The 25031-nt window shown below is 68.8% G+C and carries 16 protein-coding genes; 7 read left to right on the top strand and 9 right to left on the bottom strand.

The window, feature by feature from the left end:
* Positions 1 to 4: 4 nt before the first annotated feature.
* The 5 genes from AC07WC_RS05235 to AC07WC_RS05215 all read right to left on the bottom strand — a co-directional run bounded on the left by AC07WC_RS05235 (position 5) and on the right by AC07WC_RS05215 (position 6508).
* Positions 5 to 1039 carry a copper resistance protein B gene (locus tag AC07WC_RS05235; RefSeq protein ID WP_495209119.1) on the bottom strand — a complete coding sequence of 345 codons (1035 nt, stop codon included), beginning with the start codon at positions 1037 to 1039 and terminating at the stop codon, positions 5 to 7.
* A gap of 14 nt (positions 1040 to 1053) precedes the next feature.
* Positions 1054 to 2847, bottom strand: a complete 1794-nt coding sequence (locus AC07WC_RS05230) for a copper resistance system multicopper oxidase (RefSeq protein WP_495209056.1) — start codon at positions 2845 to 2847, stop codon at positions 1054 to 1056.
* A gap of 105 nt (positions 2848 to 2952) precedes the next feature.
* Positions 2953 to 3348 (bottom strand): CopL family metal-binding regulatory protein, encoded by a 396-nt coding sequence (locus tag AC07WC_RS05225; protein ID WP_495209055.1) that lies wholly within the window; start codon positions 3346 to 3348, stop codon positions 2953 to 2955.
* Positions 3349 to 3442: 94 nt separating this feature from the next.
* Positions 3443 to 5248: a DNA helicase RecQ gene (gene recQ / locus AC07WC_RS05220; RefSeq protein WP_495209054.1), complete on the bottom strand. Its 1806-nt coding sequence runs from the start codon at positions 5246 to 5248 to the stop codon at positions 3443 to 3445.
* Positions 5249 to 5956: 708 nt separating this feature from the next.
* Positions 5957 to 6508 carry a Dps family protein gene (locus AC07WC_RS05215; protein ID WP_019185151.1) on the bottom strand — a complete coding sequence of 184 codons (552 nt, stop codon included), beginning with the start codon at positions 6506 to 6508 and terminating at the stop codon, positions 5957 to 5959.
* A gap of 96 nt (positions 6509 to 6604) precedes the next feature.
* Here AC07WC_RS05215 and hrpA point away from each other — a divergent pair, with 96 nt between their 5' ends.
* Positions 6605 to 10708 (top strand): ATP-dependent RNA helicase HrpA, encoded by a 4104-nt coding sequence (gene hrpA, locus AC07WC_RS05210; protein WP_495209053.1) that lies wholly within the window; start codon positions 6605 to 6607, stop codon positions 10706 to 10708.
* 41 nt (positions 10709 to 10749) lie between these two features.
* On the opposite strand, the gene AC07WC_RS05205 is transcribed toward hrpA, so the two are convergent.
* The gene (locus AC07WC_RS05205) at positions 10750 to 11274 is read right to left on the bottom strand and encodes a hypothetical protein (protein ID WP_495209052.1); all 525 of its coding nucleotides are present in this window, start codon (positions 11272 to 11274) and stop codon (positions 10750 to 10752) included.
* A gap of 132 nt (positions 11275 to 11406) precedes the next feature.
* Between AC07WC_RS05205 and AC07WC_RS05200 the strand changes: the two genes are divergently transcribed.
* Entirely contained in the window at positions 11407 to 13560 is a 2154-nt protein-coding gene (locus tag AC07WC_RS05200) for a RelA/SpoT family protein (protein WP_495209051.1), read from the top strand.
* Between the two features lie 29 nt (positions 13561 to 13589).
* Positions 13590 to 15152: a hypothetical protein gene (locus tag AC07WC_RS05195; RefSeq protein ID WP_495209050.1), complete on the top strand. Its 1563-nt coding sequence runs from the start codon at positions 13590 to 13592 to the stop codon at positions 15150 to 15152.
* Here AC07WC_RS05195 and AC07WC_RS05190 read toward each other — a convergent pair.
* Positions 15149 to 17248 (bottom strand): glycosyltransferase, encoded by a 2100-nt coding sequence (locus AC07WC_RS05190; RefSeq protein ID WP_495209049.1) that lies wholly within the window; start codon positions 17246 to 17248, stop codon positions 15149 to 15151. The genes AC07WC_RS05195 and AC07WC_RS05190 overlap by 4 nt on opposite strands.
* Positions 17249 to 17344: 96 nt before the next feature.
* On the opposite strand from AC07WC_RS05190, the gene mrcB reads away from it, so the two are divergent.
* From mrcB to tsaB, 4 genes are all read left to right on the top strand, one after another.
* Positions 17345 to 19786, top strand: coding sequence for a penicillin-binding protein 1B (mrcB, locus tag AC07WC_RS05185; protein ID WP_495209048.1), 2442 nt, complete (start codon positions 17345 to 17347; stop codon positions 19784 to 19786).
* A 15-nt stretch (positions 19787 to 19801) separates the two neighbouring features.
* A complete protein-coding gene (locus AC07WC_RS05180) occupies positions 19802 to 20329 on the top strand; it encodes a hypothetical protein (protein WP_495209047.1) in 528 nt (175 codons plus the stop codon).
* 70 nt (positions 20330 to 20399) lie between these two features.
* Positions 20400 to 22448, top strand: coding sequence for a DNA repair helicase YoaA (gene yoaA, locus AC07WC_RS05175; protein ID WP_495209046.1), 2049 nt, complete (start codon positions 20400 to 20402; stop codon positions 22446 to 22448).
* 5 nt (positions 22449 to 22453) lie between these two features.
* Positions 22454 to 23143, top strand: a complete 690-nt coding sequence (gene tsaB, locus AC07WC_RS05170; protein ID WP_495209045.1) for a tRNA (adenosine(37)-N6)-threonylcarbamoyltransferase complex dimerization subunit type 1 TsaB — start codon at positions 22454 to 22456, stop codon at positions 23141 to 23143.
* Positions 23144 to 23172: 29 nt separating this feature from the next.
* Here tsaB and AC07WC_RS05165 read toward each other — a convergent pair whose 3' ends face one another.
* Both AC07WC_RS05165 and gshB read right to left on the bottom strand, forming a co-directional pair.
* Positions 23173 to 24060 (bottom strand): energy transducer TonB family protein, encoded by an 888-nt coding sequence (locus AC07WC_RS05165; RefSeq protein WP_495209044.1) that lies wholly within the window; start codon positions 24058 to 24060, stop codon positions 23173 to 23175.
* Positions 24057 to 25007 carry a glutathione synthase gene (gene gshB / locus AC07WC_RS05160; protein ID WP_123730425.1) on the bottom strand — a complete coding sequence of 317 codons (951 nt, stop codon included), beginning with the start codon at positions 25005 to 25007 and terminating at the stop codon, positions 24057 to 24059. The genes AC07WC_RS05165 and gshB overlap by 4 nt, the downstream gene beginning before the upstream one ends.
* Between the last annotated feature and the right edge of the window lie 24 nt (positions 25008 to 25031).

Genomic DNA, 25031 nt, shown 5'->3' with positions numbered 1-25031 from the left:
GGGATCAGAACCAGACCCGCACGCCCGCCACCCAGCGGGTATCGCGGGAACGCTCGCCTGCGGCCTCGTGGTAGTCGGCGGTATCACCGAACATCCGCTCGTGGCTGATGCCGATGTAGGGCGCGAAGCGGCGGCTGAACTCGTAGCGCAGACGCAGCCCGGCCTCGACCTTGTTGAGACCGGCGCCATTGCCATACGCCGGCTCGTCCTTGGCCGAGAAACCGGCTTCCACCAGCGGCTGCAGGATCAAGCGGTTGGTCAGCAGCAGTTCGTACTCCACTTCCACCGTGGCAGCGAACTGGCCACCTTCGCCGACATAGGCCGTGGCCGATGTCTCGAATTTGTACGGCGCCAATCCCTGGATGCCGAACGCCGCCCAGGTGCGCGAATCGGCCGGACGGAAATCCTGCTTCACACCGACCAGCACATCCCACCACGGCGACACGCTGCGGCCGTACATCACCTCCAGATTGGCCGACTCGGTGCGGCCGTCACCACGCTCGCCTTCGCTGCGCAGCCACAACCGGTTGATGTTGCCACCGACCCAGCCGCTGGCTTCCCACGCCTGGCCGGTACCGTGCTGGCCGTCCCAGTGTTCGAGGCGGTTGACCAGCAGCATGCTGTGGATCTCCGGCGCATGCTCCATGGCGCCATGGTCGATCGGTGGAAACGCGGCGAGGCGATCAGCGGCCGTCACCACCGGAATCGGTTCGCGCGGTTCGGTGGGTGCGGGCGGTTTCGGCACGTCATGACCCATCGCGGCATGGTCCATCTTCGAATGGTCCATCTGGCCGTGATCGGTCTTGCCGTGGTCCATCGTCGAGTGGTCCATCGTCGAATGATCCATCTGGCTGTGATCAGTGCTGCCATGGTCCATCTTCGAATGATCCATCTGGCTGTGATCGACGTTGCCGCCATCTGCCGGTGGTGTGTCGGCCGTGGTTGCGGTCGGCGTCGTGGCATGGCCGGCATGCGATTGCGCCCAGGCCGGTGCCGACAATGCCAGCAGCAGGGCGGTGCTCAAGGCCGATGTGGCGATGAAAGGAGAGCGGCTCATTCTTCGATCCTCACTTCGCGCATCATGCCCGCTTCCATGTGGTACAGCAGGTGGCAGTGGTAGGCCCAGCGGCCGAGCGCATCGGCACGCACGCGATACGTGCGGCGGGTGCCCGGTGGCATGTCGATGGTGTGCTTGCGCAGGTGGAATTCGCCGTCCGCATTTTCCAGATCGCTCCACACGCCGTGCAGATGGATCGGGTGCTGCATCATGGTGTCGTTGACCAGTACGATGCGCATGCGCTCACCGTAGTTCAGGCGTAGCGGTTCGGCGCTGGCAAAGGGAATGCCATCGAAGGACCAGCTGAATTTCTCCATGTGGCCGGTCAGGTGCAGCTCGACCTCGCGGCCGGGATCGCGTCCATCCGGATCGTCGAACAGGCTGCGCATCGCGCCGTAGGTGAGCACGTCGCGGCCGTTGTCGCGCAGACCGATGCCGGGATCATCCAGCTTGGGGTCGGTGGCCATGCTCTGCATGTCCACCAGCGGGTTGCCCTTTTCGCTCGCCGGATGGCGCGGGGCCTTCGGATCAGTGCCGTGTGCGCCGTGGTCCATGCTGGCACCGCAGCCACCTTCCATGCCCTTCATGTCGTGGCCCGCCATGCCGTCTGCGGCATGGCCCATGTCGTGGCCCATGTCGCTCATGGTCAACAGCGGGCGTGGGTCGCGGTCGGGAATCGGTGCCTGCAGCCCATGGCGGACCGCCAGCGTGCCGGCGGCGTAACCGGTGCGGCCCATGTCCTGGCAGAAGATCGTGTAGGCGTCCTGTCCACTGGGTTCGACGATCACATCGAAGGTCTCGGCCGGCGCGATGCGGAATTCGTCGATGCTGACCGGATGGATGTACTGGCCATCGGCGGCGACCACGGTCATTTTCAGGCCGGGGATGCGCACGTCGAAATAGGTCATCGAGCCACCGTTGATGAAGCGCAGCAGCACCTTCTCGCCGCTGCGGAACAGCCCGGTCCAGTTGCCGGCCGGGGCGGTGCCGTTGAGCAGATAGGTGTAGGTGTGGGCGTTGATGTCGGAGATGTCGGTCGGCGTCATCCGCATCCGGCCCCACATGCCGCGGTCGGCGGTGGCCGCGGCCCAGCCGTCCTTGCGCACATCGCGCAGGAAGTCGGGCAGGGTGCGCTTGTAGTAGTTGTCGTACTCGGCGAGCTTTTTCATGCGGCGGAACAACGCGCCGGGGTCCAGGTCGGTCCAGTCCGAGAGCAGGATCACGTGCTCGCGGTCGAAGTGGTACGGCGCCGGCTCGAGCGGATCGATGATCAGCGCGCCGTACAGGCCGGCCTGCTCCTGGAACATGGAATGGCTGTGGTACCAGTACGTACCCGACTGCTTGAGGGTGAAGCGGTACTGATAGGCCTCGCCGGGGGCGATGCCGTTGAAACTCAGGCCCGGCACGCCGTCCATGTTGGACGGCAGCAGCAGACCGTGCCAGTGGATGGAGGTGGGGTGTCCCTGCAGCGTGTTGGCCACCCGGATGTTGACCGTCTGGCCTTCGCGCCAGCGCAGGATCGGGGCCGGCAGGCTGCCATTGACGGTGATCGCAGGGCGGGTGCGGCCGGTGAAGTTGGCCAGCGATTCGCCGATGCTCAGCTGCACGTCATGGCTGCTGAGCACCTGCGGGGCACCGGCCAGGCCGGGACCGGCGGCCGCGAAGGCCCGCGGGCTCAGGCCGGTGGCGGCCAGGCCGGCCACCACGCCGCCGGCAGCCACGCCCTGGACGAACAGGCGGCGTGACGGCATGGGCGGGGCGCCCGTGCCGGGTAGTTTGGGGAAAGACATTGCAACTCCGGATCCGATTCGAATGGCACACGCAGTGCCGGCAACGCACGCAGGCCGGGGCCATGCGGGCAGGGCATCAGGCTGGCGCTCGCAGAGCGCCGCGGATCAGGCGATCGGAGGGCGGGTGATGCGGTCCAGTGGCGGCGTGGGTTGCGACGGATGCGCGGCCAACAGCGGTGCCAGCGACAGCGGCGGAGGCGTGGCCAGCCAGGCGACCTGGGCGGTCAGGCTGGGTTGCTGGGCACAACTGCGCAGGCAGTCCTTGATCTTGCAGTGGTCGCCATCATGCGGCGCCTGGACGCCGGCGCCGGTGCCGGCCATCGCGTGGTGATCGTGCGCGGCGGCGGCCGCCGCATCGCCATGGCAGGGCGGTGCAGCACTGCTGGCAGTGGCCGGCCCGGCCAGGGCCAGCGCCATGGGGCCAGCCATGGCCACGTTCAGCCCGTTCAACAACAGGCTGAGCATCAGGACGACTCGCAGGAGCAGGCCACTGGCGGACATGGGGCTCACCTTACTGCCAAATCCGGGCCACCGCACCTGCGGCTGAACGCGTGGTTCAACTCTGGAGCCCGGTCTGCCTGAACACGGCGGCGCATCAGCCTTCCTCGCGCACGATCTCGACCAGGCGGTCGCCGTAGCGGGCCAGCTTGGTGCCACCGATGCCCCCGACCCGGCCCAGCGCATCGACGCTGGTGGGGCGCTGTTCGGCGATGTTGCGCAGGGTGCTGTCGTGGAAGATCACGAAGGCCGGCACGTTCTGCTCGCGCGCGAGTTCGGCACGCAGGCCGCGCAGCGCGTTGAACAACGCCAGGTCCTGCGGCAGCACCGACAGGCCGGTGCGCTGGCCGCTGCGGTCGCGTTCGCGGGCTGTCTTGGGGGTCTCGCGGCGCATCATGACCTTGCGCTGGCCCTTGAGCACCTCGCGGCTGCCATCGGTCAGGCGCAGCCCGCCGTAGGCGCTGCTGTCCACTTCGAGCAGACCGGAGGCGACCAGCTGACGGAACACGCTGCGCCATGCGCGCGCGTCCAGATCCTTGCCGATGCCGTAGGTGCTCAGTTCGGTGTGCCCGAACTGGCGGACCTTCTCGTTGTCACCACCGCGCAGGATGTCGATCAGATGACCGACGCCGAAGCGCTGCCCACTGCGATAGACGCAGCTCAGTGCCTTCTGCGCGGCGACGCTGGCATCCCAGGCATCGGGCGGCAGCAGGCAGTTGTCGCAGTTGCCGCAGGGCTGCGGGTAGGTCTCACCGAAGCCGGCCAGCAGGACCTGGCGGCGGCACTGCATGGATTCGCAGTAGCCGAGCAGGTGGTCGAGCTTGGCGCGCTCCAGGCTTTTGCGTTCTTCGCCGGCTTCAGACTGCTCGATCATCTGCTTGAGCAGCACGACGTCGCCCAGCCCGTAGCAGAGCCAGGCTTCGGCGGGCTCGCCATCGCGGCCGGCACGGCCGGTCTCCTGGTAATAGCCTTCCATCGATTTGGGCAGGTCGGTATGCGCGACGAAGCGCACGTCCGGCTTGTCGATGCCCATGCCGAAGGCGATGGTGGCGCACATCACGATGCCATCCTCGCGCAGGAAGCGGCGCTGGTTGGCGGCGCGGACCTCGGCGGGCAGGCCAGCGTGGTACGGCAGGGCGTTCATGCCCTCCTTGCACAGGAACTCGGCGGTTTCCTCGACCTTGCGCCGCGACATGCAGTAGACGATGCCGGCGGCCCCGCGGTGGACCTTGAGGAAGTCCAGCAGCTGGCGCTTGGCGTTGTCTTTCTGGACGACGGTATAGCGGATGTTGGGCCGGTCGAAGGAGCTGACGAAATGCTGGGCATTGGTCAGGTCCAGGCGTTCGGCGATTTCGCGCTGGGTGGGCGGATCGGCGGTGGCGGTCAGCGCGAGCCGCGGGACGTCGGGCCAGCGCTCGTGCAGGACGGTGAGCTGGCGGTATTCGGGGCGGAAGTCGTGGCCCCACTGCGAGACGCAGTGGGCTTCGTCGATGGCGAACAGGGCGATCCGGCTGCGCGAGAGCAGCGACAGGAAGCGGCCGGTGAGCAGGCGCTCGGGCGCGACGTAGAGCATGTCCAGTTCGCCGGCCAGCAGTTCGCGTTCGACGCGGGCGCTGGTTTCGCCGTCGAGGGTGGAGTTGAGGTATTCGGCGCGGACGCCGAGCTGGCGCAGGGCTTCGACCTGGTCCTGCATGAGGGCGATCAGCGGCGAGATGACGATGCCGGTGCCGTCGCGGAGCAGGGAGGGGACCTGGTAGCAGAGCGATTTGCCACCGCCGGTGGGCATGAGGACGAGCGCGTCATTGCCGGCGGCGACATGTTCGACGATCGCCTGCTGCGGACCGCGGAAGTCGTCGTAACCAAAGATGCGGCTGAGCAGGTCGTGCGCGGGGCGGGAAGGCATCGCGCTAGTTTACCTTGCCCGGGCCAGCGGCCGTGTCCTCTGATGCCGGATCGGGGTGTAGGGATGCCAAGAGCCGAGGCCTCAAAGCCTCAAAAGCAGAGGCTCAAAGCGCCGGGCGTTCCGTCTTACGGGTTTGGCGCGGTGTGGGTGGGCCTGCAGGACCCGCCGTGAACCCGTCCATGGGGGCTCGTAGTGCGCCATCCATGGCGCCCAACGGTCCTGCAAACCCACCCACACCGCGCCTCCGACACTTTGCTGGTGCTCAAAGGCGAGCCAGTCAAGTGCCAGTCAAGAACCGCTCAAGCGCCGGGCACGAACCACTCAAACGCAGACAGGCGCCCATCGGCGCCTGTGGTGGTGCGTATTTGTCGCAGTTGTCCCACGGCCTGCGGCAGTCGCTCTGGCTTGCCCAACCGTTCATCCACACCTTTCTGGCGAGTGGGGGCCAGGCCCTGACGGGACCGTCAGGGCGGCATGGGTTCGGCGCATGCGCCGGACGGGTTGGGCAGGACGCCCAACCCCGGTCTTGCCGTTTGTGCAGGATTGCACAAACGAGCAAGCCGCCCACGAGCCCCCAGGGATGGGTTTACGGCGCGTCCCGGCAGGGCCTGGCCCCCGCTCGCCAACACGGAGACCCCGTCAGCCAATGCCGTTGCCTTTGCCTTCGCTTTCGCCTTCAGTCAGCCAAGCCTGCCGCAACGCAAACCATCACTGCAGCAGCGAACGCAGCATCCAGGCGTACTTTTCGTGGGTCTGCAGGCGCTGGGTCATCAGATCCTCGGTCGGTGCGTCGTCTGCATCGTCGGCCACATCCAGCACTTTCCGGGCGGTGCGGCACACGGCCTCGTTGGCGGTGACCAACTGGCGTACCATTTCACGCCAGTCCGCGCTGTCGGTCAGGCCCGGCTCCTCGGCGATCGAGGTCAGGGCCGCGAACTCGCGGTAGGAGCCCGGAGCGTTGAAGCCCAGTGCACGGATGCGTTCAGCCACGTCGTCCAGGGCCGCCCACTGTTCGGTGTACTGGGTCTCGAACATGGTGTGCAGCGAGTTGAACATCGACCCGGTCACGTTCCAGTGGAAATTGTGGGTCTTCAGGTAGAGCGTGAACGCATCTGCCTGGAAGGCCGACAGTCCATCGGCGATCTTCTTGCGATCGCCCTCTTTGATCCCGATATCTATGTTCGGGGCCGACGGGGCCGCCGCGCCGAGTTTCTGCTTCGCCGTCTTGGGCTTTGCCGGGGTCTTGGTCGTCTTCGCCATGGGAGAACTCCTTATGGATGGGATGAATCGGATGGCCTTCACAATAGATCAGACTACCCTTTCAGTAGTAAACAAAAGTTCTAAACGAATCGATTGATGAACGCTATCGAAAAACCACATGCAGCACGTCTGGCCCAGCAGCAGGCCGCGATCAACGGGGCCATGAGCCGCGACCGCGGTCGTTTGCTGGGGATGCTCTCGCGTTGGCGAGCCAAACCGGCGGATGCGGGATTGGCGGCGGCGTTCGAGCAGGCCTTGCAGGCGTCCGTGCGGCGCCGGGAAACGCGCGCGCTGAATCAGCCGGCCATCACTCTGGACGAGCAGCTGCCGATTGCGCGTGAAGCCGAGGCGATCACCGCGCTGATCCGCGACCATCAGGTCGTGGTGATCGCCGGTGAAACCGGCTCGGGCAAGACCACCCAATTGCCCAAGCTGTGCCTGGCTGCCGGTCGTGGCACCGCCGGCATGATCGGCTGCACCCAGCCGCGACGGATTGCCGCACGCGCGGTGGCCACGCGTGTCGCGCAGGAGCTGCAGTCCGAACTGGGTACCACCGTGGGCTACCAGGTGCGCTTCACCGACCGCGTCGGTGACGATACCCGCATCAAGTTCATGACCGACGGCATCCTGCTGGCCGAGATCAGCAGTGACCGCTGGCTGTCCAACTACGACACGATCATCGTCGACGAGGCGCACGAACGCAGCCTCAACATCGATTTCCTGCTGGGCTATCTGAAGCAGCTGCTGAAGAAACGCCCGGACCTCAAGTTGATCGTCACTTCGGCCACCATCGATACCTCGCGCTTCGCCCAGCATTTCGATGATGCGCCGGTGATCAGCGTGGAAGGACGCACCTTCCCGGTGGAGGTGCGCTACCGCCCGCTGGAGGGCGAGGGCGGCGGCGACGCTGACGGCGGTCGCGATGGCGAGCGCACCGTGAACGATGCGGTGGTCGCGGCGGTGGATGAAATCACCCGGATCGATCCGCGCGGCGACATCCTGCTGTTCTTCCCGGGCGAGCGCGAGATCCGCGATGCGCACCAGGCACTGGAGCGGCGCAAGTACCGCGGCACCGACGTGCTGCCGTTGTATGCGCGGCTGTCGGTGAAGGACCAGGACCTGGTGTTCAACCCGGGCGCCAATCGGCGCATCGTGCTGGCCACCAACGTCGCGGAAACCTCGCTGACGGTGCCGCGCATCCGCTATGTGATCGATCCCGGTTTCGCCCGCGTCAAGCGTTACAGCCCGCGCCAGAAACTGGATCGGCTGCATATCGAGGCGGTGTCGCAGGCCAGCGCCAACCAGCGCAAGGGCCGCTGCGGCCGTGTCTCCGAAGGCATCTGTTACCGGTTGTATTCCGAAGCGGATTTCCAGTCGCGCCCGGCGTTCACCGACCCGGAAATCCGCCGCTCCAGCTTGTCCGGGGTGATCCTGCGGATGTTGCAGCTGGGCCTGGGCAAGATCGAGGATTTCCCGTTCCTGGAAGCGCCCGACGAACGTGCCATCGCCGATGGCTGGCAGCAGCTGGGTGAACTGGGTGCGGTCGATGCCGAGCGTCGGCTGACCCCGATCGGGCGCCAGATGGCCCGCCTGCCGGTGGACGTCAAGCTGGCGCGCATGCTGGTCGCCGCACAGGCACAGGGCTGCCTGCGGCCGATGCTGGTGATCGCCTCGTTCCTGGGCATCCAGGACCCGCGTGAGCGCCCGCCGGAAGCACGCGCGGCGGCGGACAACGCGCACGCGCTGTTTGCCGATGGCCGCTCCGAATTCGTCGGCGTGCTGCGCTTGTGGGACGGCTACCGCCAGGCCCACGAAGACCTCACCCAGTCCAAGCTGCGCGACTGGTGCGGGCGGCACTTCCTCGGTTTCCTGCGCATGCGCGAGTGGCGTGAGCTGCATCGTCAGCTGCGGGTGCTGTGCGAAGAACTGGGCTGGAGTGAAGAGCCGGCCGAGACCTCGTTGGCGCCACTGCTGGCCGGCTCCTCTGCACCGGCGCCGGCGCGCGATGACGAGGCCAGGATCAAGGCGACGCGTGGCCAGCAGCACCGTGCCGCGCGCCTGGCCCGCGAAGGGAAATCCGAGCCGGCGCCTGCCGAGAACAAGGCCGCGCCCGGCAACGGTGCCGATCCAGAGGCACGCAGCGCGTTCAGCGACAAGGTGCGCGCCGCGGCGTACCAGACCCTGCACCGCGCGCTGATCGCCGGCCTGCCCACGCAGATCGGCCATCGCAGCGACAAGGGCGATTTCCTGGCACCGCGCCAGCGCCGCTTCCTGCCGTTCCCGGGCTCGGCCCTGGCCAAGCGACCGCCGCCGTGGCTGCTCACGGCCACGCTGCTGGACACGCAGAAGATCTGGGGCCTGACCAACGCGGCGATCGAGCCGGACTGGGTCATCAACGAGCTGCCGCACCTGCTGCTGCGCAAGCACTTCGACCCGCACTGGTCGCGCGCGCAGGGCCAGGTGCTGGCCTCGGAGCAGATCAGCCTGTTCGGGCTGGTGCTGGCACCGAAGAAGCCGGTGCACTATGGCCGCATCGCGCCGGGCGAGGCACACGACATCTTCGTGCGCCAAGGCCTGGTGACCGGCGAGATCAACACCCGGGCCGGCTTCGTCGCCGACAATCTCAAGGTGCTGGAACAGGCGCGCGAAGAAGAAGCCAAGCTGCGCCGCGCCGGTATCGTCGCCGATGAGGGCTGGCAGGCGCGCTGGTACCTGGACCGGATTCCGGCCGAGATCCATTCGGCGATGGGCCTGGATACCTGGTGGAAGGCACTGGCGCCGGAGAAGCGCCGCGCACTGTCGTGGACGCTGGCCGATCTGCTGCCGGGCGAAGGCAGCGATGCCGAGCGCTATCCCAAGTACCTGCCGCTGGGTGATGCGCGGCTGGCGCTGCACTACACCTTCGAACCCGGCGCCGACGAAGACGGCGTGACGCTGGAGGTGCCGCTGCACCTGCTCAACGCGCTGGATCCGGCGCTGCTGTCGTGGCTGGCGCCGGGCTTCGTCGCCGACAAGGCCGCCGCATTGATCCGCAGCCTGCCCAAGGCGATGCGCCGCAACTATGTGCCGGCACCGGACTTTGGCCGCGCGTTTGCCGAGGCCTTCGCCGAGCCGACCGCGGACGATATCCGTGGTGAACTGGCGCGCTTCCTGTCGCGTGCGACCGGCGCCAAGCTGGCCGCGACCGACTTCGACGACGCATCGCTGGACGCGCACCTGCGCATGAACCTGCGCCTGCGCGATGCCGACGGCAAGGTGCTGGCCACCTCGCGCGATCTGGATGCGCTGCGCGCCCGCTTCGGCGACAAAGCCGGTGACGCCTTCGCTGCGCGTGCCGGGCGCGCGCTGGCGGCGAAAGGCCTGCGCGATTTCCCGAGCAGTCCGATCCCGTTGCAGGTGCCTGGCGAAGCCGGCGTGCCGGCGTACCCGGCGCTGGTCGAGCAGGGCGAGACCGCGGCGCTGAAAATATTCGCAGACCGCAACGAAGCACTGGAACAGCATCCGCTCGGCGTGCGTCGACTGCTGGAGATCGCGCTGGCCGACAAGGCCAAACAGGCGCGCAAGCAGTTGCCCGTGCCGCCCAAGACCGGTCTGCTGTATGCCGCGATCGAATCGCAGGAGCGCCTGCGTGGCGACCTGGTCGATGCGGCGATGAATGCCGTGCTGGCCGATGGGCTGGGCGATATCCGCGATCCGGCCACGTTCGCCAAGCGCAGTGCCGAGGCGGGCAAGGCCTTGTTCGGTGAGGCGATGGCCCGGCTGAAACTGGCCGAGAACATCCTCGCGCACGTGGCCGAGCTCAAGCCGCAGCTGGAGGCGCCCCTGATGGGCTGGGCGCGTGGCAACCTGGACGACATGGAGGAGCAGCTGGCGGCCCTGATCCATCCTGGTTTCCTGCGCGATACGCCGGCGGATGCGCTGGCGCAGTACCCGCGCTACCTGCGCGCGATGATCCTGCGCAGCGAACGTGCCAAGCGTGATCCGCCCCGCGACCAGGCCCGCATGCTGGAACTGCGTCCGTTCCTGGATGCGCTGGCAGAAGCCGACGCTCGAGGCCAGCGCAAGCGGCCACAGTGGCAGGACCTGCGCTGGGATCTGGAAGAACTGCGGGTGTCGCTGTTCGCCCAGGAGCTGGGGGCCAAGACCGGCATCTCGGCCAAGAAGCTGGCCCAGCGCGTGGCGGCACTGCAGCACCCCTGATCCGGCTGCACCCCGTGCCGTTGCGGCACGGGGTGCACGGTTTACTTGATGCGGCGGACCTTGGCGCGGGTGTTGACGCCTTCCACGCGCAGGTACCAGACGCCGGCGATGCCGGGGGTGATGGAGACCGCCGGGTCGCTCTTGCGCACCCCGGCCAGGGACACGTCGTCGGTCTGCTCCCATTCCTGCGCGTTGGCGAGCACGTACTTGCGGTTCTTGCCGAAACCGCGGAACTCGCCGACCAGCGTGCTGGAGATCGGCTCGTTGCTGCCGAAATCGAAGAAGCCGCGGTTCTTGACGATGACTTCCTGACGGCCCTCTTCGCGCGCCTGCTCACGGACCTGTTCGCGTGCATCGGCGGCCACGGCAGCGACCTTGCCCTGCAGCCAGTTGTTGAGCTGGGAGAGTTCCTGCGCGCTCAGTTTGTCCAGGCCGGCCGCCTTGAACTCGGCCGGTGACATCTGCTGCTGCAGATCGCCCTCGACCACGCGCTGGGCCAATGCCGGCAGCGACAGACTCATCAGGATGGCCGCACAGGACAACAACCGCAGACGGGAAAAGCGCATGGCAGGGTCTCTCCTAGGGATGGCCGCAGTGTAGTGCCAGCACCCGGGCATGTGCACATGCAGGCGACGGCGATTGTCGGGGGCGCGCGGCGGCGCTAGTGTAGGTGGCCTCTGTCTTGTCTGTACGATGCTGTGAACCGCGCTTCTGCCCCCGGCCTGGATGCCTTGTTGAACCGACCCTCGGTGGCTTCGCTGCCGGCTGAACTGCGCGAGGCGCTGACCCAGCGTTGGCAGCAGCCCGAGGCCGATCACACGATGCGCGCGGGCTGGCCGGTACTGGCCGACACGCTGGATGCGCTGTCGCTGCTGTCGGCCGACGAATCGGCCCTGCTGGCCGCCCTGCTGTTCGACCTGCCGTGGTTGCGGGCCGGGCTGGATGCCTTGCCGGTCGGCACCCACAAGCCGGTGATCGTTGGCCTGCTCGACGGCCTGGACGCGGCCGACCAGGTCTGGGCGCTGCATGCCGGGCGTGAGGCCGGGCGCAACAGCGAAGGCCTGCGCCGCCTGCTGCTGTCGATCATCCGCGATCTGCGCGTGGTACCGATCCTGCTGGCCCGCCAGCTGGCCCGCATGCGTGGTGCCGACCGCCTGCCCGAGGAAGAACGCCGCGCGCTGGCCCAGCTCACCCGCGACATCCACGCGCCGTTGGCCAACCGGCTCGGTATCTGGCAGTTGAAGTGGGAGCTGGAGGATCTGGCGTTCCGCCATCTCGAACCGGAAACCTATCGCCGCATCGCCCGCGAGGTCGACGAAACCCGGCTGGCGCGCGAACGCTATGTCGAGGCCGTCAAGAAGGCACTGTCGCGCGAGTTGTCGGCGCAGGGCATCCGTGCCGAGGTCAGCGGTCGCCCGAAGCACATCTACAGCATCTGGCGGAAGATGCAGAAAAAGCGGCTGGCGTTCGAGCAGCTCTACGACATCCGTGCGGTGCGCGTGATGGTCGACGACGTGGCTGCCTGCTACGCGGTGCTGGGCGTGGTGCATGCGCTGTGGGCACCGGTGCCGAGCGAGTTCGATGATTACATCGCGCGCCCGAAGGCCAACGATTACCGCTCGCTGCACACTGCCGTGGTCGGCCCGGAAGGGCGCACCATCGAAGTACAGATCCGGACCCACGACATGCACGCCCAGGCCGAGCTCGGGGTGGCCGCGCATTGGCGCTACAAGGAAGGCAGCAAGGGCGCGGAGAAGGCCTTCGACCGCAAGATCACCTGGATGCGCCAGCTGCTGGAGCAATCCCAGGAAGGGCATGGCGGCGAACTGGCCGGCGCGCTGGATGCCGAGCTGACCGAGGACCGGGTTTACGCGCTCAGTCCCAAGGACGAGGTGATGGACCTGCCGCAGGGTGCCACGCCGCTGGATTTCGCGTACCACGTGCACACCATGGTCGGCCACCGTTGCCGTGGCGCGAAGGTCAATGGCCGCATCGTGCCGCTGACCTATCGGCTGCGCAGTGGCGACCGGGTCGAGATCCTGACCGGCAAGGAGGCCGATCCCCGGCGTGACTGGCTGCTGGCCTCCAGCGGGTTCCTGGCCAGCAACCGATCGCGTGAAAAGGTGCGCGGCTGGTTCCACAAGCTGGACCGCGCGCGCAATGTGCAGGCCGGCCGCGAGCTGCTCGAGCGCGAACTCAAGCGCCTTGGCCTGCAGCACGCCGACCTGGGCATCGCGGCGAAGAAATTCCACGCCGACGGCGTGGACGATCTCTACATCCAGGTGGCGCTTGGCGACACCGGGCCGAACCAGATCAGCCGCGCGTTGCTGGAAGCCGAACGAGCGGCCAGCCAGCCGGCGGTACCGGCACTGCCGCGCCCGACCGCGCGGCGCGACAGCGTGCGCAGTGCCGACTTCACCGTGCAGGGCGTGGGCAATCTGCTGGTGCAGCTGGCCCGCTGCTGCCAGCCGGTGGCCGGTGAGCCGATCGTCGGGTACCTCACGCGTGCCCGTGGCGTGACCGTGCACCGCACCGACTGCGCCGCGCTGGCGCGACTGGCGGCGACCAGCCCGCAGCGCATCCTGCCGGTGGAGTGGGGACAGGCCGGCGGTGGCTATGAGGTGGACGTGGTGGTCGACGCGGTCGATCGACGCTGGCTGCTCAAGGACATCACCAACCTGATCGCGCAGGAGGATGCCTATGTGCTGGACATCCACAGCGACAATGTCCGCAACAGCGGCCGCGCGCATCTGCGGCTGCGCCTGAAGGTCAGTGACTATGGCCAACTCTCGACCCTGCTGGGCAAGCTGGACGCGCTGCCCGGCGTCAGCGAAGCCCGGCGTCTAGGCTGAGCTCACGTGCCCCACGCTAGGCTCGCGGCATGAGCCGGGACGATGACAGGCACGAGGCCGCGCATGAGGCGCTGCGGCGGGTGCGCCGCGAGGGCCGCTGGTGGTGGCTGCAGGCACGGCACGCCCGGCGCATCTGGCGCTGGGCGTTGCTGGTGGCGGTGCTGCTGTTCGTGGGCCTGGCACTGTTCCGCCGGCCGCTGGCGAACTGGTTCTGGAACGAGCCGCAGATCGAACAGTTGCTCGATCAGGGCGATCGCGCGCTGGCGGCAGGCCGCTTGAGCCTGCCCGATGGCAGTGGCGCACGCGAGTCCTATCAGGCTGCCCTGGCGCTGGACAATGACCGGCTGCAGGCACGCACCGGGCTGGCCCGCACCGGCCAGGCGGCCCTGCAGCAGGCACGCGATGCACTGGACCGCGGCGACCCCGCTGCGGCGACGGCTGCCCTTGCCCTGGCGCGCGAGCTGCAGGTGCCGCAGCGCGATGCCGACGCGGTGTCACAGCAACTGCACGCACACGACCAGGCACGCGCGGGGATCGGTGCCTTGCTGGGCCGCGCCGAAGCCGCCCTGCAGGCACAACGGCTGGATGGCAGCCCGGACAGTGCGCTGCCGCTGTTCCAGCAGGTGCTCGCGCTGTCGCCCAACCAGGTGCGTGCGCTGGAAGGACGCGAGGACGCGCTGTCCGATCTTCTCCAGCAGGCGCGCGTGGCGGCAGAACACGGCGATGTCGCGCGCGCGGCCGAACGCGTGCGCAGTGCCCGCGGGTTCGACGCCGGGCATGTCGACCTGCCGGCGACCCAGGAAGCACTGAACAATGCACTGGAGCGACGCCAGCGCGAAGGGGACACCGCGCTGCGCCGGCAGAAACTGGACGCCGCGGCAGAGGCCTTCGCTGCGGTGCTTGCTGCGCTGCCCGATGACCCTGCCGCGCGCCGTGGGCAGCTGCAGGTGGCCGATGCCCAGCTCACGCGTGCGACACGGCTGGCGGGCAATTTCCGTTTCGATGAAGCGGCCCAGGCGGTGCAGCAGGCCGAAAGGCTGGGCGCCTCCACGCGTTCGCTGGAGGCGGCTCGACATGGCATCGAGCAGGCCCGCCGTTCGCAGGCGGCGCTGAAGACGCCCGCGGTGCCGCGCGCGCAGCGCGAACGCACGCTGCGGCGCCTGCTCACGCGCCTGGAGGAAGCCGAGGGCCGCGGCAACTTCCTGGATCCGCCCGGGCGCAGTGCCTACGACGCGTTGCGTGAAGCCCAGGGCGTGGCGCCGCAGGACCCACGTGTGCGGGCCGCTGCGCAGCGTCTGTTGCCGGCAAGCCGGCAGTGCTTCGAGGATCGTCTGCGCGAAAACCGCGTGCTGGCGGCCGGGGCCTGCCTGGAAGCCTGGCAGGCGCTGTCGACCAGTGAGGCCGGCCAGGCAGCCGCACGGCGGCGGCTGGCACAGCGCTGGTTGGCGATCGGCAGCGAGCGCCTGGGCTCGGGCGATATCGCCTTCGCGCAGCAGGCGCTGGTGCAGGCGCGCCGCTGGCAGCCGGACCTGCCCGAGCTGCCGGCATTCGCCGAGCGCCTGCGCAGCGCGGGCGGTGGGGCAGGGGCCTAGGCCAGGAACACCCGCTGCACGGTGGCGCGGGCGGCATCCAGCGAAAAGTGGTCCACGATGTTCTGCAGGCCGGCGGTGGAGAGGCGACGCCACAGGGCCTGGTCCTGGTACAGCCGGACCACGGCCTGCGCGAACGCCTCGGCATCATCGGCCACCAGTACATCCTCACCATCGCGCAGGTGCATGCCTTCCACGCCGCAGGTGGTGGCGACCACCGGCTGGCCATGCGCCATGCTGAGATTCACCTTGCCCTTGACCCCTGCGCCGAAGCGCAGCGGCGCGACCGCGATGCGCACGCCGTCCATGTACGGCACCACGTCCGGCACGAAGCCGTGGATCTCCACCCCCGGCTGGGTGGCGGCCAGCTCGCGCAGGGTGTCGGGCACCGCGGCGCCGATGCAGTGGAAGCGGATGTCGGGCAGCTGCGCGCGGATGCGCGCGAAGACGTCGCCGATGAACCATTGCATGGCATCCAGGTTCGGCGGATGGCGGAAGCCGCCGACGAACACCAGGTCGCGGCGCTCGGCCCAGTCCGGCCCGGCACCGGCCACTTCATGCAGGTTGGAGATCAGTTCCACCGTCGCGCCCGGTGCATCGATGCGCAGCTGCTCGCGCTCGGCCGCGCTGACCAGCACGGTCACGTCGACCTGTTCCATCACCGCCAGTTCGCGCGCACGGGTGCGCTCGGCATTGCGCAGCAGGCCGGCATCGCCGGCGATCTCCGCCCCTCGGCGCTCGCGCAGGTAATGCAGGTCGACGGTGTCGAACACGGTGCGGGCCTGCGGCGCGAAGCTGCGCAGCAGCGGCAGGCATTCGTGGGCGACGTGATAGCGGACCATCATCACCACCTCGAAACGGGCGCCGTTGGTGCGCAGCCATGCAGCCACGCCATCCAGGTAAGGCGCGTACCAGACCTCCACGCCGAGCGCCTGCAGCGCTTCGGTGGCGGCGCCGGCATGCTCGCGCCGGGTCGGCACGAAGACCACGTGGACGCCTTCCTCGAGCAGCATCCGGATCAGGTTGTACTGGCGCAGCGACGCCGAGTCGCGGTCCGGCTGCGGCACTTCTTCATCGAGGATCAGGACCTGGCGCTGCCCGCGGTGCAGCAGGGTCGGCGAGGGTACGCTGCCCACGCTGGGCTGGGCCCGCAGGGCATCGGCCCATTTCGCCGCGAACACCCCGCGGTTGCGGACCTGGTAGGCCTTGATCCCGCTGCCGGTATCGGTGCCGTTGCTGGTGCCCTCGTCATGCACCACGCGGCTGGCGGGCTGCACCAGCACGCGGTGGCCACTGGCGCGCACTGCGAAGGCCAGGTCGGTATCTTCGTAGTAGGCAGGCTTGTAGCGTAGATCGAAACCGCCCAGCTGGTCCCACAAGGCGCGGGGGATCATCAACGCCGCGCCGGAGCAGTAGTCGGCATCGCGCAGCGCGCTGTAGCGGGGATCCTCGGGCGACTCGAAGCGGCCATAACTCCAGCCGCTGCCGTCCTGGAAGATCACTCCGCCCGATTCCTGCAGGCGGCCGTCCGGGTAGAGCAACTGCGCGCCGACCAGGCCGGCGCGCGGCACCCGCGCGAAGGTGGCGAGCAGGGCGTCCAGCCAGCCCGGCTGCGGCACGGTGTCGTTGTTGAGCAGCACCACGTACTGGCCACGCGAACGGGCCACGCCGTCGTTGCAGGCCTCGATGAAGCCACCGTTGCGGGCCCGCACTTCGTAGCGCAGACCGTCCACCTGCGGCATCCAGGTGGTGGTTTCGTCGCTGCTGCCGTCGTCCACCACCAGGATCTCGCAGTCGACCCGTGGCGGATGGGCGGCCAGTGCCCTCAGGCAGGCCAGCGTATGGCCGACATGGTTGTAGACCGGAATGACGATGCTGACCACCGGATGGTCGCTGGCCGGGACCGTGAACGGCGCGAACGGTGCGGCGCCGGGCAGGTACAGCGGGGCCCCGCGCGGGGCCGGCACGGCCTGGGTATGGACCCGGATGCGCTGCCAGGTGGCGCGCCAGCCCCGGGTGCGCAGACTGGCCAGGCTGCGACGGAACAGGCCGAGCATGCGGTTCAGGAAATAACGGGCATCGGCCAAGGACATCGACATGCCGTTGCAACTCCAGCTTAAGCGGGGGAACCCGGGAGAACGCGCCGCTCGCGGTGGCTGCGTTAGACTCGCCGGACTTCATATTCTCGCATCCCCGTGCCCCGACGCTACGATTCCGACGACATCGACGAGTTCGACGACGACACCGAAAGCCGCGGCCCGCTGTGGCGGCGCCGGCTGATCACCTGGGGCATGGCGGCTGTCGCGCTGGGACTGGGTTTCCTGATCCCCTATACGGTGTACCTGAACCAACAGGTCACCCAACGCTTCGGCGAGCTGCGCTGGCAGATTCCCACCCGTGTCTATGCGCGTCCGTTGGCCCTGGCGCCCGGCGTGGCGATGGACGCGGCCACGCTCAAGACCGAACTGGCGGCCTCGGCCTACCGCGATGACGGGATCGGCAAATCGCCGGCCACGTACGCGCAGGAGGGTGGGCGCTTCGTCATTTCCAGCCGCGGCTACAACGATGTGGATGGCCGGGTCGCGCCGCGCCGCGTCGAGCTGAGCCTGTCCGGCGGGTCGGTCGCTTCGCTGCGCGACCCCGACAGCCGCAAGGCCCTCAAAGCCGCGCGCCTGGATCCGGCCCGTATCGCTACGCTGTACGGCCAGAAGCAGGAAGAGCGCCGGCTGGTCCGGATCGAAGAAACTCCGGAACTGCTGGTCACCGGCCTGCAGGCGGTGGAGGACAAGGATTTCAGCCGCCACCACGGGATCGATCTGAGCGGCATCGCCCGCGCGGTCTGGGTGACCGTGCGGTCCGGCGGCCAGAGCCGCCAGGGTGCCTCGACCCTGACCCAGCAGCTGGCCCGCAGCGGCCTGCTCGGGATCGGCAAAGAGCAGACCGTCACCCGCAAGTTCAACGAGGTGCTGTACGCGCTGATCATGGAGGCGCGCTACGACAAGCGCACCATCCTGGAGGCCTACCTCAACCAGGTGTACCTGGGCCAGCGCGGCAGCCAGGCCATCCACGGCATGTCTTCCGGCGCGGAGTTCTGGTTCGGCCGCGACCTTGCCTCGCTCAACACCGAGCATGTCGCGCTGCTGATCGGCCTGGTCAAGGGCCCGTCCTACTACGATCCGCGCCGCAATCCCGAACGCGCGCTGGACCGTCGCAACTTCGTGCTGGGCAAGCTGCGCGAAGCCAATCTGATCGACGATGCCGAGTACAAGCGCGCCGTCGAGGCGCCGCTGGGCGTGCCCAAGACCCCGGGCCTGATCGCCGCCAACCGCTTCCCGGCGTACGTGGATCTGGTCCGCCGCCAGCTGGGCCACGACTATCCCGAGTCGGTGCTGCAGGGCGCCGGGCTGAGCGTGATGACCGGCATGGCACCGTCGGCGCAGGCGTATGCCGAAGGTGCGGTCACCAAGACGATCAAATCGCTGGAGAGCAAGCGTCGCCCCGAGCTGCAGGCCGGTCTGGTCCTGACCGACGTGCACAACGGCGATGTGCTGGCCGTGGTCGGCAGCCGGGAAGTGTCCGAGCCGGGCTTCAACCGCGCCATCGAGGCGCAGCGTCCGGTGGGTTCGCTGCTCAAGCCGTTCGTGTACCTGCTGGCGTTGGCGCAGCCGGACCGCTACTCGCTGTCCAGCTGGGTCGACGATTCCCCGGTGACGGTGCAGCTCAGCCGCGGCAAGCAATGGACGCCCGGCAATGCGGACAACCGCAGCCACGGTACGGTCCGCCTGATCGACGCGCTCGCCAGTTCCTACAACCAGGCCACGGTGCGGGTGGGCATGCAGGTCGGCCCGGAACGCGTGACCCAGTTGATCCACGTCCTGGCCGGGCTCAAGGCCGATCCGAATCCGGCGGTCATCCTGGGTTCCACGGATCAGAGTCCGTATGCGATGGCCCAGCTGTACCAGTTCCTGGCCTCCGGTGGCGAAATCCAGCCGCTGCATGCGGTGCGTGGCGTGCTCGATCCGCAGGGCAAGCTGATGAAGCGCTACGACAAGACACCGGCGCCGGCGCAGGAGGGCGATTCCATCGCGGCCAACCTGATCAGCATCGGTCTGCAGCAGGTCGTGGCCAGTGGTACCGCGCAGCGCCTCAATGCCGATGGGCTGGGCCGCCTGCAGCCGGCGGGCAAGACCGGCACCACCAATGATGGTCGCGACAGCTGGTACGCCGGCTATACCGGTGACCATCTGGCGGTGATCTGGATGGGCAACGACCAGAACCAGCAGGCCGGACTGTACGGCGCGACCGGTTCCATGCGGGTCTGGTCGGGCATATTCCAGCGCCTGCCAAGCGCGCCGCTCAAGGTGAGCAACAAGGGCCTGGACTGGCAGTACGTGGAGGCCAGCGGTACCGCCACCACCGATGAAGGCTGCCCGGGCGCGCGTCGTTTCCCGTTCGTGGTGGGGTATACCCCGGCCTACGTCCCGTGCACCGCGCCGAGCGCGTTGCCCGAAGGCGAGGGCGGCGAGCAGAGCGAAGGCGGTGGCTGGCGCAGCTGGTTCGGCCTGGAGAAAAAGCCCGAGCCCGCCCCCGAACCGGCGCCGAATGCACCGGCCGCCACCCCCGCGCGTCAACCCTGATCGAGGCCTGCCTGCATGACCACCCGACTCCTGATCCGTTCTGCATCGCTGGCCACGCTGTGCCTTGCGCTGGCCGCCTGCGTCACCCCGCCGCCAGCGGCGAAGGCGCCCGTGGACACCACGACTCCGGCCCAGCGCCTGGCTGCCGTGGATGCCGCGGCCGGCAACGACGACAAGGAACTGGCCGTGCAGCCACTGCGCGACAGTGAAGTGGAAGACCTGCGCCAGGCCGCGCAGGCGCGCCGCCAGGCCAATGATCTGGCCGGTGCTGCGGCTGCGCTCGATCAGGCGCTGGCGATCATGGCCACGGATCCCTCGGTGCTGCAGGACCGTGCCGAGATCGCGCTGCTGCAGGGCGACTGGGCGGCTGCCGAGACCTTCGCGCGCAAGTCGGTTGAACTGGGCTCAAAGACCGGCCCGCTGTGCCGTCGGCATTGGGCGACGATCGAGCAGTCGCGCCTGGCTCGCGGTGAAAAGGACAACGCGGCCTCGGCGCATGCCCAGCTGGAAAGCTGCACGGTACCGGGCATCATGCGCTACTGACAGGCGCGCGCCGTCGGATGCGTGACGGCGTAGCGCCGGGCGCGGCCCGGCAGCCTCTATCATTGTCGCCATGTCCCAACTCGCACATGCCAGCCGCGATGCCCTCAGTGAGGGCGGGGCGCTTGCCAGCCAGCTCGATGCCTTCGTACCACGCCCGGCCCAGCTGCGCCTGACCGCGGCGATCGCCGAAGCGTTCGACCAGCGCGACGTGCTGCTGGCCGAAGCGGGCACCGGCACCGGCAAGACCTACGCCTACCTGGTGCCCGCGTTGCTGTCCGGGCTGAAGACCATCATCTCCACCGGGACGCGCGCGCTGCAGGACCAGCTGTATCACCGCGATCTGCCGCGCGTGCGCGCCGCACTCGGGGTCGGCCACAGCAGCGCGCTGCTGAAAGGGCGCGCCAATTATCTGTGCCGCTATCGGCTGCAGCAGGCCCGCGGCGAACCGCGCTTCAGCTCGCCGGAGCAGGTCGCGCAGTTCCAGCGCATCCTGGCCTGGTCCGGACGCACGACGTTCGGCGACATGGCCGAGTTGGACGCGCTGCCGGAAGACTCGCCGCTGTATCCGATGGTGACCTCCACCGTCGATAACTGCCTGGGCACCGAGTGCCCGTTCTGGGATGACTGCTTCGTCGTACAGGCACGGCAGCGGGCGCAGGCCGCCGATGTGGTGGTGGTCAACCACCACCTGCTGTTGGCCGATCTGGCGCTCAAGCAGGAAGGCTTCGGCGAAATCCTGCCCGGCGCCCAGGCGTTCGTGATCGACGAGGCGCACCAGCTGCCGGAGCTGGCCGCCAACTTCTTCGGCGAAGGCTTCGGCATGCGCCCGTGGCAGGAACTGGCCCGCGACTGCCTGGCCGAGAGCCGCAGCGTGGCCGGCGCCCAGGCCGCCCTGCAGGTGCCGGCGGCCGCACTCGAGCAGACCCTGCGCGATCTGCGCGTGGCGATGGAGGGCCTGCCGCCGCGCGGCACCCAGTGGCGTGCGCTGACCGTGCCGCAGGTGCGCGATGGCTTCGACACGGCGATGAGCACGCTGGTGCAACTGCGCGATGCGCTGGCCGGGGTGCGTGACGCATCGCCCGGCCTGGACGCCTGCCATGCGCGCACGATGGACGCGGTGTCGCGCCTGTCACGCTGGCTCGGTGAGGACGCGCCGCTGCTGGATTTCGATACCGACCCTGAGCAGGCGCCGCCGCCGGCCGATGTGCTCTGGTACGAGCTGACCCCGCGCGGCTTCCGTTGCCAGCGCACGCCGATGGATGTGTCCGGCCCGCTGCGCGAGCATCGCCAGCGCTCGATGGCGGCCTGGGTGTTCACCTCGGCGACGCTGACCGTGGACGGTGGTTTCGAGCATATATCCCAGCGGCTGGGCCTGGATGACCCGGTCAGCCTGCTGCAGCCCAGCCCATTCGATTGGGCCCACCAGGCCCTGTGCTATCTGCCGACCGATCTTCCCGACCCGGCCGCACGCGGCTTCGGTACCGCGTTGATCCGTGCGTTGACGCCAGTGCTGGAGGCGTCGCACGGACGTGCGTTCCTGCTGTTCGCCTCGCACCGTGCGCTGCGCGAAGCCGCCGAGGCGCTGCGCGATGCACCCTGGCCGCTGTTCGTGCAGGGCGAGGCGCCTCGCGCCACGCTGCTGCAGCGGTTCCGCGAATCGGGCAACGGCGTGCTGCTGGGCTCGGCCAGCTTCCGCGAAGGCGTGGACGTGGTCGGGGATGCGCTGAGCGTGGTGGTGATCGACAAGCTGCCCTTCGCCGCGCCGGATGACCCGGTGTTCGAGGCGCGTCTGGACGCGATCCGCCGTGACGGAGGCAATCCCTTCCGCGACGAGCAGCTGCCGCAGGCGGTGATCGCGCTCAAGCAGGGGGTGGGCCGCCTGATCCGCAGCGAGACCGACCGTGGGGTGCTGGTGCTGTGCGACCCGCGCCTGCTCAGCCGCGGCTATGGCCGGGTCTTCCTGGATTCGCTGCCGCCGTTCCGCCGCACCCGCGCGCTGACCGATGTGCAGGCCTTCTTTGCGCCACAATGGCCGGTCGCCGATCCCGCACCCGTCCGCGCCGTCTCCGCCCCGGCGAGCGTGCCGGCCGCCGATGACTTTCCTACTTCCCTGTTCTGACCGCCATGAAACTGCTCGCCTTTGAAACCGCCACCGAAGCCTGCTCCGTTGCCCTGTACGTGGATGGGCAGGTGAGCGAGCGCTTCGAGATCGCGCCGCGTCGCCACGCCGAACTGAGCCTGCCCTGGGCCGAAGCGCTGCTGGCCGAGGCCGGTGTCGCCCGTTCGCAGCTGGATGCGATCGCACTGGGCCGTGGCCCGGGCGCCTTCACCGGAGTGCGGCTGGCCATCGCCATCGCCCAAGGCATCGCCTTGGCGCTGGACCGCCCGCTGATCGCGGTCTCCACCCTGCAGGCGCTGGCACTGCGCGCACCGGACCAGGCCGATCACGTGCTGGCCAGCATCGACGCCCGGATGGGCGAGGTGTATGCCGCCCGCCACGTCCGGGTGGACGGGCAATGGCAGCGGCAGGGCGAGGAAATCGTCTGCGCGCCCGAGCAGGTCGTACTGCCTGGCGGCTCGCACTGGTTCGGTGTCGGGACCGGGTTCGGTGCAGCCGAGGGTGTGCTGGCCACGCGATTGGCCGAGCAGCTGACGGGCGTGGATGCGCAGGCGCTGCCGCGTGCGTCCGACGTGCTGGCACTGGCGGTGCCGGCGTTCCAGCGCGGTGAGGGCGTGGCACCGGAGCTGGTGGAGCCGGCCTACCTGCGCAACAACGTCGCGCTGACCCTGGTGGAACAGCAGGCCGCCCGGTAGAGCCGACCGTTGGTCGGCTGCCCCCCCCCTCAGCGGTCGTCGCGCAGCTCACCACCGGGCAGGAACACCCAGGTGCGGGTCACCTGCAGGATGTCGATCGCATCCTCGGTCTTGGGCAGGGGCGGGAACGGCTGGGCGAGCGTGATCACGCGCAGCGCGGTTTCATCCAGCAGCGGGGTACCGCTGGACTGCAGGATGCGGGCACTTTCGACCGTGCCATCGCGGCGCACGCCCACGGTGATCACCACCTGGCCGCCGAGCCGGCGGGCGCGGGCCTCGTCCGGGTAGTTGAGATTGCCGACGCGCTCGGCGCGGTCGACCCAGGCGCGCAGGTAGTTGGCGTAGGCGTACTCGCGGGTACTGGCCGAGACGAACTTGCGGTTCGGACGCTTGGCGTACTGCGCCGAGCGCAGGTGAACTTCCGCGGCCAACCGCGCCATCTCCACATCGCGCTGTTCGCGCGCGGTCATCGGTGCATCCGGGCGGGGCTGCTCGGGCAGAGGCTGTGGCTGGGCCTCGGCGATCCTGTCGGTGCCGTTGCGGCTGTTGACCACGCGGGTCTGTGGCGGCGGCACGCTGGCCGCGTCCTGGCGTTGCTGCGGCACCGGTGACAGCCCGGCCTGTGCCTGCGGCACGATCCCGGCCTGGTTGTCGCGCGGGCGCTGCGCCTTGTCGTGGTCGCCACCGCCCTGCTGGTTGGCCTGGGCCAGGAAGTCGGCCTGCTTGGGCGTCAGCGGGGTCTGGGTCTGGCTGAAGATCACATCCAGGGTCGGCACCAGCGGCGCGCTGTCGCTGACCGCGAAGCCGACCCCGAGGATCAGCAGCGCATGCACGAGCACGGACAGGGTCAGGGTCGCGCCCAGCCGCTGGGATTCGCGCGCCTGCCACGTCGGCACCGGGACGACGCTGGCGCTCATCGCGGCAGGCCGGCCTCGATCGCGTCGAACAGGGTGCCGGCGATGTTCAGCCCGAACTGGGCGTCGAGCTCGCGCACGCAGGTCGGACTGGTGACGTTGACTTCGGTCAGATAGTCGCCGATCACGTCCAGCCCGACGAAGCGCATGCCGCGGCGTTTCATTTCCGGGCCGACCTGGGCGGCGATCCAGCGGTCGCGTTCGCTCAGCGGGCGGCCTTCGCCGCGCCCACCGGCCGCCAGGTTGCCGCGGAACTCATCGCCCTGCGGAATCCGTGCCAGGCAGTAGTCGACCGGCTCGCCATCGACCAGCAGGATGCGCTTGTCGCCGGCGGTGATGTCCGGGATGAACTTCTGCGCCAGGGCCAGTGTGCGCTCGCCGTCGGTCAGGGTCTCCAGGATCACGTTGAGGTTGGGGTCGCCGGTGCCGCTGCGGAAGATCGAGCGCCCACCCATGCCATCCAGCGGCTTCAGCACGGCCTGGCCATGCTCGAGCACGAAGGCCTTCAGGTCGGCGTTGCGGCGGCTGACCAGGGTCGGCGGGCAGCACTGCGGGAACAGCAGGGCGGCCAGCTTCTCGTTGTAGTCGCGCAGTCCCTGCGGGTCGTTGACCACCATCGCACCGGCCTGCTGGGCGACGCTGAGCACGTGGGTGTCATAGATGAATTCGGCGTCGACCGGCGGATCCTTGCGCATCAGCACGACCTGGCCGGGGCCGAACACCGTCTGGCTGAATTCGCCCAGGGTGAACCAGTCGTTCTTGTCCTCGCGCACCTGCAGCGGTGCGGTGCGGGCGATGGCCTGGCCGTCGCGCAGGGCCAGCCCACCGGGGCTGACGTAATGCAGGGCATGGCCGCGGCGCTGGGCTTCCAGCAGCATCGCGAAGGTGGTGTCCTTGGCAATCTTGATATGGGCGATGGGGTCCATCACCACGATGACATTCAACGGCATGGTCGCAACCTGGCGGGCAGGCCG

The organism is Stenotrophomonas sp. GW821-FHT01H02A, assembly GCF_059422145.1.
This window is presented reverse-complemented; position numbering and strand designations above follow the sequence as displayed.